13 protein-coding genes and 1 tRNA gene are annotated in these 13,865 nt (G+C 46.8%); 5 read left to right on the top strand and 9 right to left on the bottom strand.

What is annotated here, in order from left to right; genetic code table 11:
• From QUB35_RS31430 to QUB35_RS31410, 5 genes are all read left to right on the top strand, one after another.
• On the top strand, nucleotides 1–2,039 hold a 2,039-nt coding region (locus QUB35_RS31430; protein WP_333145668.1), incomplete at its 5' end, for a hybrid sensor histidine kinase/response regulator.
• Between the two features lie 359 nt (nucleotides 2,040–2,398).
• Complete coding sequence (locus tag QUB35_RS31425; protein ID WP_333145667.1) at nucleotides 2,399–2,875, top strand: chemotaxis protein CheW; 477 nt, start codon at nucleotides 2,399–2,401, stop codon at nucleotides 2,873–2,875.
• A 66-nt stretch (nucleotides 2,876–2,941) separates the two neighbouring features.
• Nucleotides 2,942–3,682, top strand: coding sequence for a pentapeptide repeat-containing protein (locus QUB35_RS31420; RefSeq protein ID WP_333145664.1), 741 nt, complete (start codon nucleotides 2,942–2,944; stop codon nucleotides 3,680–3,682).
• 16 nt (nucleotides 3,683–3,698) lie between these two features.
• Nucleotides 3,699–3,953 (top strand): hypothetical protein, encoded by a 255-nt coding sequence (locus QUB35_RS31415; protein ID WP_333036453.1) that lies wholly within the window; start codon nucleotides 3,699–3,701, stop codon nucleotides 3,951–3,953.
• Nucleotides 3,946–4,302 carry a type II toxin-antitoxin system mRNA interferase toxin, RelE/StbE family gene (locus tag QUB35_RS31410; RefSeq protein WP_333145661.1) on the top strand — a complete coding sequence of 119 codons (357 nt, stop codon included), beginning with the start codon at nucleotides 3,946–3,948 and terminating at the stop codon, nucleotides 4,300–4,302. The genes QUB35_RS31415 and QUB35_RS31410 overlap by 8 nt, the downstream gene beginning before the upstream one ends.
• 93 nt (nucleotides 4,303–4,395) lie before the next feature.
• On the opposite strand, the gene urtE is transcribed toward QUB35_RS31410, so the two are convergent.
• The 9 genes from urtE to QUB35_RS31365 all read right to left on the bottom strand — a co-directional run bounded on the left by urtE (nucleotide 4,396) and on the right by QUB35_RS31365 (nucleotide 13,692).
• Complete coding sequence (gene urtE, locus QUB35_RS31405; RefSeq protein ID WP_333145659.1) at nucleotides 4,396–5,094, bottom strand: urea ABC transporter ATP-binding subunit UrtE; 699 nt, start codon at nucleotides 5,092–5,094, stop codon at nucleotides 4,396–4,398.
• Nucleotides 5,095–5,159: 65 nt separating this feature from the next.
• Complete coding sequence (gene urtD, locus QUB35_RS31400) at nucleotides 5,160–5,906, bottom strand: urea ABC transporter ATP-binding protein UrtD (protein WP_333101927.1); 747 nt, start codon at nucleotides 5,904–5,906, stop codon at nucleotides 5,160–5,162.
• A 143-nt stretch (nucleotides 5,907–6,049) separates the two neighbouring features.
• Entirely contained in the window at nucleotides 6,050–6,772 is a 723-nt protein-coding gene (locus tag QUB35_RS31395) for a TIGR00266 family protein (RefSeq protein ID WP_333145656.1), read from the bottom strand.
• Nucleotides 6,773–6,962: 190 nt separating this feature from the next.
• Nucleotides 6,963–8,105: an urea ABC transporter permease subunit UrtC gene (gene urtC, locus QUB35_RS31390; RefSeq protein ID WP_333145654.1), complete on the bottom strand. Its 1,143-nt coding sequence runs from the start codon at nucleotides 8,103–8,105 to the stop codon at nucleotides 6,963–6,965.
• Nucleotides 8,106–8,132: 27 nt separating this feature from the next.
• Nucleotides 8,133–9,287 carry an ABC transporter permease subunit gene (locus tag QUB35_RS31385; protein WP_333145652.1) on the bottom strand — a complete coding sequence of 385 codons (1,155 nt, stop codon included), beginning with the start codon at nucleotides 9,285–9,287 and terminating at the stop codon, nucleotides 8,133–8,135.
• 538 nt (nucleotides 9,288–9,825) lie between these two features.
• Entirely contained in the window at nucleotides 9,826–11,151 is a 1,326-nt protein-coding gene (gene urtA, locus QUB35_RS31380; RefSeq protein ID WP_333145649.1) for an urea ABC transporter substrate-binding protein, read from the bottom strand.
• Between the two features lie 541 nt (nucleotides 11,152–11,692).
• Nucleotides 11,693–11,765: transfer RNA gene (locus tag QUB35_RS31375), tRNA-Ala, on the bottom strand.
• A gap of 120 nt (nucleotides 11,766–11,885) precedes the next feature.
• Nucleotides 11,886–12,614, bottom strand: a complete 729-nt coding sequence (locus QUB35_RS31370; RefSeq protein ID WP_333145646.1) for an HAD family phosphatase — start codon at nucleotides 12,612–12,614, stop codon at nucleotides 11,886–11,888.
• Between the two features lie 178 nt (nucleotides 12,615–12,792).
• Nucleotides 12,793–13,692 carry a methyltransferase domain-containing protein gene (locus QUB35_RS31365; protein WP_333145643.1) on the bottom strand — a complete coding sequence of 300 codons (900 nt, stop codon included), beginning with the start codon at nucleotides 13,690–13,692 and terminating at the stop codon, nucleotides 12,793–12,795.
• Nucleotides 13,693–13,865: the final 173 nt, after the last annotated feature.

Raw genomic sequence — 13,865 nt, 5'->3', positions numbered from 1 at the left:
TCTCCCTCTCCCCCACTCCCACTCTCCCACTCTCCCCCACTCCCACTCCCCCACTCTCCCCCACTCCCACTCCCCCCGAAATCTCCCCCTCCCCGACTCTCCCAGTCCCCAACCCGCAAAGGCCGACAATCCGGGTAGACTTAGAACGCTTAACTGAATTGGTGAATTTAGTCGGGGAATTAGTCATCAACCGTACAAATTTAGAACTTCAAGAATCCGAACTGCGCGGCGAAGTCAAGCGCATCCGCCGCAATATCGTAGATTTGAACCAATTCGGCGGCCAGTTGCGAGAAGAATACGACAGACTGAGCTTTGCAGAGTGGAGAGGGGGAAACGGGAACTCTGGATTGGGAAAACTTGCAGCAGCAGAAACAGAATTCCCCATGATTGCTAACGGCAAATCCTCTCCGCTTCATGCTCACTTCGATATCTTAGAGATGGATCGTTATACAGAGTTCCACTCGACAGCCGCAGAAGTCATCGAAACTGCCCAAGCAATTTCTCAATCCGCCACCAAATTAGACACCTTAGCCATGAAATTCGAGCGCAGTACCGACCAACTGCGTCGCATTACCGAACAACTACGCAGTCGCGTCATGCAGTTGCGAGTCGTGAGTTTCAGTCGCGCCGTCGATCACTTGCCCAGAGCCCTCCGAGAGATGTGTCTCACATACGATAAGGATGTCAACCTGCTGCTAGTGGGAAGAGATACCAAAATTGACGAAAGTTTGCTCGATGCTTTGCGCGACCCCTTAATACACTTAGTGAGAAACGCTTTCGACCACGGCATCGAAATGCCCGAAGTTCGGAAAGCAAGCGGCAAGCCGGCCAGCGGTCAAATAGAAATAGAAGCCCGCCACCAAGGCGGCCAAACTATTATTACTGTCGCCGATGATGGCAAAGGCATTGACCCGGAAATGATTCGCCGTAAAATTGTCACAAAGGGTTTGGCTACGGAGGAACAAGCTCAAGAATTTTCCATTGCCGAACTCTACGATTTTCTGTTTTGGGCGGGTTTCAGCACTACTGAAGGGGTCAGCGACCTTTCGGGGCGGGGAGTCGGGCTCGACGTGGTGCGAACAAATTTGCGGACTGTGCGGGGAACTGTGAAGGTAGACTCTCGCCTGGGAAAAGGTACGAGTTTTATTATTAAACTGCCACTGCTGTTGTCGATTACTGATGCTTTGATGGTGAAAACCGATCACAATAAAATAGCAGTGCCGCTTGATGCAGTCGAGGAAATTCTGCACATTAAAGCCTCGGAAGTTCACATTGCCGGCAATCAGCCGATGCTGTGGTGGCGGGAGGAATTTATTCGTTTGGTGAGAATGCAAGATTTGCTCGAATACAGCGTCGTCGGGCCGGATGCCCCCTCTCCTGACCCTTTGACCCAAGAGGAAATTCCCGTCCTGGTTTTGGCTTCTACCGAAGGAATGCTGGCGGTGGCAGTGGAACGGCTGATCGGTCAGCAGGAAATAGTGGTTAAACCTTTGCCGCCGCCTCTATCCAAGCCTCGCGGCGTTTTGGGGACTACGATTTTGGGGGACGGGCGCGTGGTGAATATTCTGGATGTGGACGATTTGGTGGGCCAACCTGTGGTAAATAGTTCGATCGCCGCTATCTCCGGTAAAGTGCAGGAGATACCGGCGAGTTCGAGTCAGTCACCGCAGATTTTGGTAGTGGATGATTCCTATACAATTCGCCAGTTGCTGTCTCTGACGCTGACTCGTGCTCGCTACCGGGTGGTACAGGCTAAAGACGGCCTGGATGCCCTGGAAAAGTTGCAAAATGGTCTTGATTGCAGTTTGGCGATCGTGGATATTGAAATGCCCCGGATGGATGGATTTGAATTGTTGCGATCGATCAGATCGACCGAACGGTTTGCTAAGATTCCCGTAGCTATGCTGACATCCCGTAGCGGGGCAAAACATCGGCAAATGGCAATGGAATTAGGCGCCAATCAATACTTCACCAAACCTTACAGCGAAGCCCAACTTTTACAAGCTATCCCCAAATTAATCCACCACTCAATAATTTAATCCACAATCTCAAATTTCCAATCAAATAATCCCTAATCTCAAACAAAACTTAGGCAAAAAGTAATTGCACCCGCGAATAATAGTGGGAACTACGCACCCGACTCACCTACTAAAATCGAATAATCTAAAATCTAATACCAATTTTGTATGAGGCTGCATATATCTCGATCCCCCCTAGCCCCCCTTAATAAGGGGGGGACAAGATTCTTCTCAAAGTCAACCCCTACTCCCCAACAATCAGGGGGATTTAGGGGGATCGAGATATGATGTGCAACTTCACATTAAATTGGTATAAAATCCAATAATCTTCAATCCAATAATCGTCAATCTAAAATCTAAAATCTAAAATCTAAAATCGAATGACTCACGCCAATTACAATCGCCGATTTCGGAGCAAGAAACAAGCCACTGTTAGAATTGCCCCTAAAAAAATGGTTTCCTTTGAACTAGGAAATATTTACTATGCTGTTCCTATTGAGCGTGTGGAACGCATTGTTAAAAACTTTAATGTCTACGGTATTTTACCTAACGGTAATAGTTTACTGCGGCATCAAGAAGAACTGATTACCATAATTAATTTATCCACAATATTTCCCAGCAGTCCGAGCATTGCTGACTGCAAATACCTGATTATTTGTACCTTAAATAAAAGCGATCGGTTGGGGATTCCCCTTCCTAATATGCCAAAAATTTTGGAAATTACCGAAGAAAGCTTCTGCGAGATTCCAGAATTGTACCGTCAACAGCAACTGCCTCCGGTAATAGAAAAGTTAATTCGCGCACATGATGGTTCCGAAGTTTTTTATCTGAATTTCGATCTATTTAGCGAAATGTAGAGGGTTCACTTTTCGAGGTATCATACCATATAAATGGTATTTTGGCAAACAAAAAGTTAGAGATTTATGAAAAAACTCACAATAATGTCGATCGCCCTAGTAATTTTTGCAGCAACTCTCGATTTGCCGAAGGTGGGGCTGCAACTAAGTGCGATCGGGCAAATAGAAACACCCCAACCCATCCCAACACCCCAACCCATCCCAACACCCCAAACAATCCCAACACCCCAACCAATCCCAACACCCCAACCACAAACACCTCAACCCATCCAAACACCCCAACAAATCCAAACACCCCCAATCCAAACACCCCAACCAAAACCAGCCGACCCCAAAAACCTCGGCTACGTCTCCCCAGAATTTGCCGAAAATTTCTCCCAGCAACAAATCGACCAAATCAACGCCAACGTCGAAACGCTGCTGCTAACTCAAAGCTGCTCCCGCTGCGACCTCCGAGCCGTAAAATTAGTTAACATTAACTTAAAAAATCCCATCCTTACAGGAGCAGATTTATCAGATGCCAACCTCAGCGGTAGTCGCTTCGAGATCTCAGATTTTGTCAACACCAATCTAGCTCGCACAAACTTAAGCGGAGCCGAATTAGTAGGAGCGAGAATCAGCAACGCTAACCTCAGAAAAGCTAACTTGACAAAGACAAATCTAGACGGTGCAGACCTGCGATTTTCCGACTTGAGAGATGCCAATCTTTCCGAGGCCAACCTCCGCAATGCTAATATAGATGGCGCTAGTATCGATCGAGCAAGTATGGCCGGCACCACAATGCCCGACGGCAGAAAAAATAATTAATAATAGAGGTAGTCTTATGTCGCCGATTAAACAACGCCTTCTCGAAGCGATCGAACGGACTCCTGAGCCACTTTTAGAGCAAACGCTGGCATTTCTGGAATTTTTGACCAGTCGGACACAATCCGCGATCGCCCCAGACTTCGACTCAGATTTTGACTCAGATACCGACTCCAACGAGCAAATCCTCGCCGATCTGAAAGCCTCCCTCCACCAAGCCAAAGCGGGACAAACCTTTCCCATATCGGAACTCTGGGACGGTATCAATGTCTGATATGTCAGTCCAAGTCACATTCACGGTACTTTTCAAACGTCGCCTCAAAGGACTCGCTAAAAAGTATCGCCAAATTCAAACCGATATTCAGCCAGTCCTTGATGAGCTTATCCAAGGAAACTTCATAGGAAACCAGATTACAGGGACTCAATACACCGTTTACAAAGTCCGGGCTAAAAACAGTGATTCCCAAGTTGGTAAGAGCGGCGGTTATCGCTTGATTTATCAAGTTGAATCACCGACTCAAGTTGTTTTACACCTGATTTACTCGAAATCAGAACAAGCAAATGTCTCCGCCGAGGAAATCCAAACTGCGATCGCAGAATACCAAGCGAACCCAGACGAATAGGCCATTTTTCCAATCTAAACGCTTGCCCTTCTTGCTCTTTGATGCGCTCGCTGTCATCGTCCAAATCCTTGTCGTGCCTTCCTTCAATTCTATTCAAACAGCCAAAAACCTCTGAATCACCTCATCACTTAACTCGCTAGTGCTTCCAGAAGCCACAATCCCGCCTTTTTGCATAGCATAATACCAGTCAGCTTGCCGCACAAAATGCAAATGTTGCTCCACCAACAAAACAGAAATCCCCCTAGTCGCAACCACACGGCGCACCGCAGCTTCTATGTCTAAAATAATGGATGGTTGAATCCCCTCCGTCGGTTCATCCAAAACCAGCAACTGCGGCTCACCCATCAAAGCCCTAGCAATAGCTAACTGCTGCTGCTGTCCCCCGCTCAAATCACCTCCCAGGCGATCGAGCATAGTTTTCAAAACCGGAAATAACTCAAAAATTTCATCAGGAACTTCAGGATTTTTGGTTTTGGTTGGTTTCGCTTCCAAACCTAACAAAAGATTTTCTTTTACCGTCAAACGTGGAATAATTTCACGCCCTTGAGGCACATAACCAATGCCTAATCTAGCCCGCTGGTAAGTCAACTTAGAAGCAATAGATTCTCCGCCAAAAGCAATAGTGCCACTGCGCGGTTGCAGCAACCCCATAATCGTTTTTAGCATAGTAGTTTTGCCCACACCATTGCGGCCGATCAAGCAAACCATTTGCCCAGCATTTACGCTTAAATCGACATCGCGCAAAATGTGACTTTCGCCGTAGTAAACATTCAAATTAGAGACTTGTAGCATAATTGTTGACTGTTGACTGTTGACTGTTAACTGTTCACTGTTGACTAATAACTGTTGACTAATAACTATTCTTCAGGTTTTCCCAAATATACCTCAATTACCCGATCGTCATTTTGCACCTCATCCATAGTCCCCTCACACAAAACCGCACCCTGATGCAACACCGTCACCTGCCGCGCAATTTGCCGCACAAACTCCATATCGTGTTCAATTACCAACACCGAATGACTTTCGGCCAGCGAAATCAGCAACTCTCCAGTTAACATCGTTTCCTCATCCGTCAAACCCGCCACAGGTTCATCTACCAACAACAAATCAGGAGATTGAGCCACCAACATTCCAATTTCCAACCATTGCTTTTCCCCGTGAGAAAGCAAACCAGCCGAAATATCAGCCTTAGCAACTAAACCAATTGTTTCTAACAAACCCGCAACCGTGCGTTTTTCAGCAGCCGAAGCAGGCTTGAACAAAGTCGAAAAAACATTTTTATGGCGGCTGCAAGACAATTCCAAATTTTCGCGTGGCGTTAAATTCAAGTAAACTCGCGGCGTCTGAAACTTGCGGCCAATTCCCAAGCGCGAAATCCTATCTTCCGACAACTTGCGTAAATTTTGTCCCTTAAATAACACCCTGCCCTCTGTCGGCTGCACCTTCCCGGTAATTGAATCGAGAAAAGTTGTTTTACCCGCACCATTGGGGCCAATGATAACTCGCAGTTCGCCCGCATCCATGCTGAAATTTAAACCGTTGATGGCTTTAAAACCATCAAAACTCACAGTCAAGTTTTCTATTTCTAATACTTTTCCATTCATAATTAACAAGTCACTCACTAATGGACAACAACCCATAGCTCTTGTAGGTGCGGAAGGCAAATATCCTCCCTTATTAACTTATTAAGGAGATTGTCTCCCCTTCCGTGACACCCAACTTACTACTTTTTGCTGGCAGTTTACTCTCAAGTAAAACTGCTAGAACTGCTCGACACTGGAGGTGGAGAAGCAGCCATAATTCGCTCAGCTAACTTCGAGAGCGGCAGACTTTGCAAATACACTTTTCCAGGCCCGGTTAGCTTGACTAAAAACAAGCCTTCACCGCCAAATAGAGCATTTTTAAACCCGCCCACAAACTGAATATCGTAATCTACAGTCGGCGCAAAAGCTACCAAACAACCAGTGTCCGCTCGCAACACTTCGCCAACTCCCAAATTTTTCTCAACTATTGTTCCTCCCGCATGAACAAAAGCTAGCCCGTCACCCTGCAATTTTTGCAGAATAAAACCTTCTCCACCAAAGAAACCGGCACCGAGCCGCTTGGTGAATGCTACCTCAATGTCAATGCCGTTGGCCGCACAGAGAAATGAGTCTTTTTGACACAAAAATTTACCGCCAAGTTGGCCTAAATCAAGGGGAATTACTTTACCCGGATAGGGGGCGGCAAAAGCTACGCGGGCTTTACGATTTCCGGCGTTGACAAAGGTGGTAATGAAAAAACCAGCTCCTGTCAGCATTCGTTTGAAACCTTGAAATAAGCCGCCGCCTGTGGATGTTTGCATTTGGATGTCGCCTTCCATGTATGTCATGGTTCCAGCTTCAGCCCTAACACCTTCTTTGGGGTCGAGTTCAATCTCGATGAGTTGCAAATCGTCGCCGTAGATTTTGTAGTCAATAATATCTGCCATATGTTGCCCCTCAAGTTAAAGAACGAAGCTACTTGCTACGGATATCTAAGTAGGTGGACATATATATTGCGTTTCCTCAGACAGAGATAAACGCAGCGTTTGCCAAGTCTATGGCGATTGCTTTGTTTGTCTGTTGTAGGTGACATTTATTTAGGTCAGCCTCCTTCTAAATTACACGATATTTTTTCACTCAATGTTCAAGTTCTTCTTTTTCGAGCTGCACTTGGGGGTCTTGTTCCAGGCTGGGGTAAGTAGATGCGTACTTAGGTCTTCTGAACAACCTGCGGATTTGACCGAAACCTTGATGTTGCAGCCATCCGACTAAGCCGTCGGGCAGCACAGTGACTACTATGAGGAATAGCGCACCTTGGAAAAACAGCCAAACTTCGGGGAATTGTTCGCTCAAGAAACTTTTACCAAAGTTGACTAGCAGTGTTCCCAATATTGCTCCCGATAATGTGGCGCGGCCTCCCACTGCGACCCAGATTACCATTTCAATTGAAAAGGCAATATCCATTGCTTTTGGCGAAATTATTCCGGTTTGTACGGTAAATAATGCGCCTGCAATCCCGGCTAAACCGGCGGAAATTGCAAAGACTAAAACTTTGTAGCCTGTGGGATTGTAACCTGAGAAACGCAGGCGCACTTCGTCGTCGCGAATGGCTACTAGCAGGCGGCCGAAACGCCCGCTGGTCAGCCAGCGGCAGAGGGCGTAAGTTGCTGCTAGAAATAGTATGGTGAGAATGTAGAAAATATATTGAGTATCTCGGTCATTTACTGTGGCTCCGAACAAGGTTTTAAAGTCGGTGAGTCCGTTGGTTCCGTTAATCAGTTTTTGCTGACCGTTAAAGAAATTGAAAAATACAATGGTTGCTGCTTGGGTAAGAATTGAAAAGTAAACGCCTCGAATCCGATTGCGGAATACTAAATAACCTAAAAGTGCGCCCAAGATGGCGGGGATGAGAACTACTGCTAATGCTGAGAAAGGAAATGAATAAAATGGTTGCCAAAACCAGGGGAGTTCGGTAACGCCGTAGAGGTTCATAAATTCTGGCAATTGACTGCTGGCGGTTGGGGGAATTTGCAGTTTTAGGTGCATGGCGAAAGCGTAGCCGCCGATCGCAAAAAACACCCCATGCCCTAAACTAAGTAAACCCGTGTATCCCCAAATCAAGTCTATGCCGAGGGCTGCAATTGCTAGTGCTAAAAATCGCCCTAATTGATTTAGCCGAACGTCGGGGAGTATTCCTGGGAGGAGTAAGATGAATGTGAGGGCGATCGCGCTGACAATTGCCGCTTCTTTTAGCCAGGGTTTTTGATGTGTTTTCTGCATTTTTCGCTACACTCGCAGTTGTAATTTTTAATTTTCTACCGTCCGCCCTTTTTGCGGGAAAATCCCTCCCGGCTTCACTTGCAGAAAAGCCATAATTAAGGCGAATACCATTACTTTTGCCATGCTGGTTGTGGCGAAAAATGTGAAGAAGTCGGCTAAAGGCTTGACAGGAGCGAACATTAATGCTAATGTTCCCGAACCGATCAGGTAATTTGCAGTGCCGATCGCGATCGCAGCAACTACACTCCCCACAATCTTGCCGACACCGCCCACAACCACCACCATAAACGTATCGACTATATAATTTTGTCCGGTATTTGACCCTACCGAACCAATCAAACTAATCGCGCAGCCAGCAACACCTGCCAGCCCCGAACCCAAAGCAAAAGTCAGCGCGTCTACTTGTTCGGTAGGAATTCCCAAACACGCACTCATGCTGCGATTTTGCGTCACGGATCTAATCCGCAATCCCCACACAGACTTTTGCAAAAATAGGTAAATTCCCGCCAAACAAATTCCGGTGAGGACAATAATAAAAATTCGGGCGTAGGGCAACTGAAAATTGCCCAGCGGTATGCCGCCCCGCAACCATTTCGGTGCAGTCACATCCACATTTTGAGCACCAAACCAAGGTTGAGTTACTGCCAGTTTGTAAGTTTGCCCTAAAAACGCGCTCACCGCCCAGGAAATACCCAAAGATAAAGGCAAAATTAGGGCGATAATTTTGCTGCGAATGCGATCGAAATCTAGGCGCGATTTCAGCACCCGCAAACCGCCAAAAAACAGCAAACAAAACACCGCAATCCCAATTACCAGAACCCAACTTACGCTGCGGACAAACTGCTGCAAAATTAAACTTACGCCCCAAGTTGCCAGCAGAGTTTCTAGTGGACGCCCGTAAAGATAGCGAATCACTCCGCGTTCGAGAATTAATCCTACCAGTGCAGCCACTAAAAAAGCTAGGGGAATCGCAAATAAAATATAGGTTTCAAAAGCAAATCCTCCGATACCTTTGAAGACATTTTGCACTACGAAAGTTGTATAAGCCCCTAGCATCATCAACTCGCCATGAGCCATATTAATCACGCCCATCAGCCCGAAAATAATCGCTAATCCCAGGGCGGCAATTAGTAAAACTGCGCCGATGCTAAGGCCGTTAAATAAACCATCTAATATCGCCAATTTTGTTACTCCTGCATCAAGTCGATCAACTTTGTTCGGGGATAATTAGGGGCGGGTTTTACCCTATTGGTGTCAACTTAGAACTAAAACCCTCTGTATATTTCGCTTGTAGCCGAGTCTAGATCCCCCTAAATCTCCCTTAAGAAGGGGAGTAGGGGTTGACTTTGAAGAGTCCAGTTCCCCCTTATTAAGGGGAGTAGAGATTGACGAAAGAATGCTCTTACTCCCCCCTTATTAAGGGAGTAGAGATTGACGAAAGAATGCTCTTACTCCCCCCTTAATAAGCAGGGCTGTTTCATTCTCTTGTAGGGGCTGCCCCCCGTGGCTGCCCCCATGTCCCAAACGCCTGTGAAGTCGTCTGTGGAGGGGGTAGGCACGGGGAGTAGGGGTAGCACTACCCCTACAAAATCGCGATTTTCTTGAGAATGAAACCGCCCTGCCTTAATAAGGGGGGCTGGGGGGGATCTCCGGGTTTAAAGACACACCCTAGGGGGATAAAAGATACGTTACCAACGTTAACCAAATTGGTATTAGCTACTTATGAAGCTTTGAACTTGCCACCTTTTGCGGGGTCTGACCAATCGCAAGCAAAGCCTTTTGTTTCAGCGACAAATTGATTCCAAGGCACCGGCTTCACTGCTTGTGGTGTAGCAAAAGCGATGTTAAATAAACCGTCGTCTCTAACTTCGCCCAACCGCACAAATTTAGAAAGGTGATGGTTAACATCCATCGTTACTGTGCCCCCCGGCGCGTCAAAGGTTTGACCCAAAGCGGCTGCCCGCACTTTTTCCAAATCGTCGGCTGTCCCTGCTTTTTCGACAGCTTGCTTCCACAGGTAAACCATGATGTAAGCTGCTTCCATCGGGTCATTGGTCACTCTATCTTTGCCGTATTTTGCCTTGAAAGCTTCCACAAATTTTGTATTGGCCGGAGATTCCACAGTCATGAAGTAATTCCAGGCGGCGTAATGGCCTTTAAGATATTCTACGCCGATCGCCTTTACTTCTTCTTCCGCAATACTGACCGACATTGACGGATATTTGTCCGGGCCCAAACCTGCACCCTGCAACTGTTTGAAGAATGCTACGTTACTGTCGCCGTTGAGAGAGTTGAAAATGACGCCGCCGTCTGGCAAAGCGGCCTTAATTTTAGTAATAATTGGCGTGACTTCTGTCCCGCCCAAAGGAATGTAATCTTCCCCAACTAATTCGCCGCCTTTGGCTGCTAGCTGTGCCTTGATAATGGTATTTGCCGTGCGGGGAAAAACGTAGTCAGACCCGACTAAGAAGAATTTTTTCCCTTTATTTTCTAGCAGCCAGTCAACTGCTGGTTCGATTTGCTGGTTCGGCGCCGCCCCAGTGTAAAAGATGTTCTTGGAACACTCTTGACCCTCGTATTGTACGGGATACCAGAGCATATGATTTTTTTCTTCAAATACTGGCAATACTGCTTTGCGACTAGCAGAAGTCCAGCAGCCGAAGACGGTGACAACTTTATCTTGGTCGATCAATTTTTTGGCTTTTTCGGCAAAAGTCGGCCAGTCTGAGTTGCCATCTTCTATTACTGCTTCGATTTGTTTTCCGAGGACGCCACCAGCTTTATTAATTTCTTCGATCGCTAATTGTTCGGCATCGACAACGCTTTTTTCGCTGATGGACATCGTGCCGCTCAAGGAATGCAAAATTCCTACTTTGATCGTGTTTCCGCCACCTGCTGCTGCTGGTGTTCCTGTTGAAGTTGGAGAAGGAGAAGCGGCGGGAGTTGCTGTTGGAGTTGGAGTTCTACAAGCTTTTAGAAATAAACTTGATGTTAGGGTAGCAGAACCGTATAAAAGAAATTTCCGCCGATCGAATCGCTTTGTCATTTTTTCTTGTTACTCTTGAACAGATGAGTCTGATGATTGAGAATAATAACACATAGTGACTTGATATTAAGACTCGCGCCAGCAGACTGTTGTATTTTTAGCTACAAAACTTATTGTTTTTGACAAAATGAATGTTTTGTGGGGATTGAGGGCAACTGCGCCAGAAACCGGGCTGATACCATTTTAGATTTTAGATTTTAGATTTTAGATTGACTTATGACATAAGGCTTTGGAGCTTACCTACCGTTGCATTCTGTTCTGAAACCGGGTTGAGACACCCAAATACGTCTTTTCAGCAATTAGTGTGTAATTAGAAACCCGGTTTCTTTACATAAATTATCTTATTGATGCTACCAGTTAGGCCGCAACCGGGTCGATCGCACTTGCATAGAAAGCGGGTTTCTCGCTCTTTACAGGTTATTGATGTTAAAACTTAGGCAGCAACCGCGTCGATCGCACTTGCATAGGCGAGTATCAAAGCAAGTGACGATCGCACTTCGCTTGGAGTACGATCGTCACCTGTAGAAATGCCCCTGATTTATGGAGAATAGCGGACTCGAACCGCTGGCCTCTGCGGTGCGATCGCAGCGCTCTACCAACTGAGCTAATTCCCCTGATTGAGTTTTAATTTAGCATTTTAGATGCGAGATTGCCGAATCTAAAAGGCTGACAGGTTTTGCTTGCTCTCACGTTCGCAGACCGTCACTTACACTAGCACGTAACTGCTAAAAAGGTCAAGTGTTTTCCGCAGCCGGCTCAGTGGGGGCGATCGAGCAAAGTGCCGCCACTCTATCCAACTCTAAATCAGCAAAATAGTCCACCGTCCAATTAGCTTGGCGCTGGATCATGTGAAACGGGTAAGTGTGAGTTACGCCCGCCACCTGAATCCCCGCTTTTTTCGCCGCTTCAATCCCCGCAAAAGTATCTTCTATCGCCAAACACTCGATCGGTTGCAGGTTAAAGTCGGGATATTTCTGGTTGAGAAGTTCCACAGCCAATAGATAGCCGTCGGGTGCTGGTTTGCTCGCCGTCAAGTCGTCGCCTGCGACAATTAACTCAAAGTTTGCGGCCAAACCGGCCCGATTTAACACCAATTCTATATCCGATCGCATTGCCCCGCTAACTACGGCCATTTTCAGTCCGGCGGGCCGAATTTTATCAATAAATTCTGCCAAACCCGGATAAATCGGCAGTTTCTCCAAAGTATCTATTTGAGCTTTGTAAGCTTGGGCCTTGCGCTGCAGCAGTCGATCGAGATATGTTTCTGTCAGAAATCGTCCTCGGCGCTTGAGTAGTTCGGTAATGCAAGCGCGATCGCTCCTTCCCAAACAAATTTCTCGAAACTCCCCACGCTTGAGCTGGAGATTTTCATCGAGCATCAATTGAGCGATGATTTTCTCGTGAATCGGCTCGTCATTAACAATCACACCATTAAAATCAAATAAAACTGCTTTTAGAGTCATTAGTCATTAGTCATTAGTCATTAGTCATTAGTCATTAGTCATTAGTCATTAGTCATTAGTCATTAATCATCAGTCATTAGGAAGTTAGTAGGGGCGGGTTTTACCAACCATCTCAACCTAAAACTAACCATCTATGAAACCCGCCCCCAAAGGGCGAAAAATACACCTCAACAATACATCAAGCAGGAGCTGGAATGCCCGGTAAATCGCCATCAACATCAGGAGTTCGATCGCCCCAATTCCACCCCCTCGCCACCTTAGCCTGTTCCAAATCTTCCCCAGGCAAAGGTTTCACGCCCTGCGTCACCTGATTCGTCCACCAGTGTTCGTGAGTTTGCACCGCCGCGAATCCAGCCGCCCCCGCCCAAGCATCAAGGCTGCCAGCAGCGTAAGACTTAATATAAGGCTCTTCAAAGATATCAGTCAGCCACTCTGTTTGCCGCAAAGTTTTTTGGTTTCCGTCCAAAATTGCCACTTGTCCCCCAACCTTCAGCAGTCGGAAGCTTTCTCGCAAAATTGCCCGCGATACAGCAGGTGGCGTCTCGTGAAACAGCAAGGAAGCTGCGACTAAATCAAAGCTGGCATCGCCAAAAGCCACGCTTTCGGCATTTCCGTGCAACCACTGGATATTTAAGCCGGCTTTTTGCGCTTTCATGTCGGCAACTACCAGCATATAAGGCGACAAGTCCAGCCCGACAACTTCCGCTTCGGGAAAGGCTTGCTTGAGCATGAGCGTTGTCGAACCGGTGCCGCATCCCAAATCGATGATTCGGCGCGGTTTCACCCGCACAGCGTCAATTAAGCCTTGCCTGACGACGGTTTCGTGGGGAGGCAAAACATATTGCGTGATGGGATCGTAGGAAACGGCGGCACTGGGGTTGAGGTAGCCGCGTTTAATGCCGTGAAAGTTTTGGCTGCTGTAATATTCGGGATAAACTAAATCGGGTTGTCGGTAGCGATCGCCCGCTGTTTCCCAGTCGATACCTTCGTAGAGTCGTTTCAGTGCTTGTTCGTCGATCGCCAGTCGAATCAGGGGCGACAAAAAGCGCTCGAAAATTGTATCCTTGCCAACAGCCATAAAACACCTTTAACAAAAACTCTTCTAATTTTAGCCAACGGCCGTCAACTTAGCATTAATTAAAACTGTTGAGCCGCTCTTCTCTCTTCCTTCTCTCCCTTACCTCCGTTACAACGTTACAAAATCCGTGGACTTCCTTTCCACTTCCTTCTTATACCCTTTTTCAAAAATAA

This window comes from Microcoleus sp. B13-B6, assembly GCF_036705405.1.
Taxonomy (GTDB): Bacteria; Cyanobacteriota; Cyanobacteriia; order Cyanobacteriales; family Microcoleaceae; genus Microcoleus.
The sequence above is the reverse complement of the archived record's forward strand: the minus strand, read 5'-3'. Positions and strand labels throughout refer to the sequence as shown.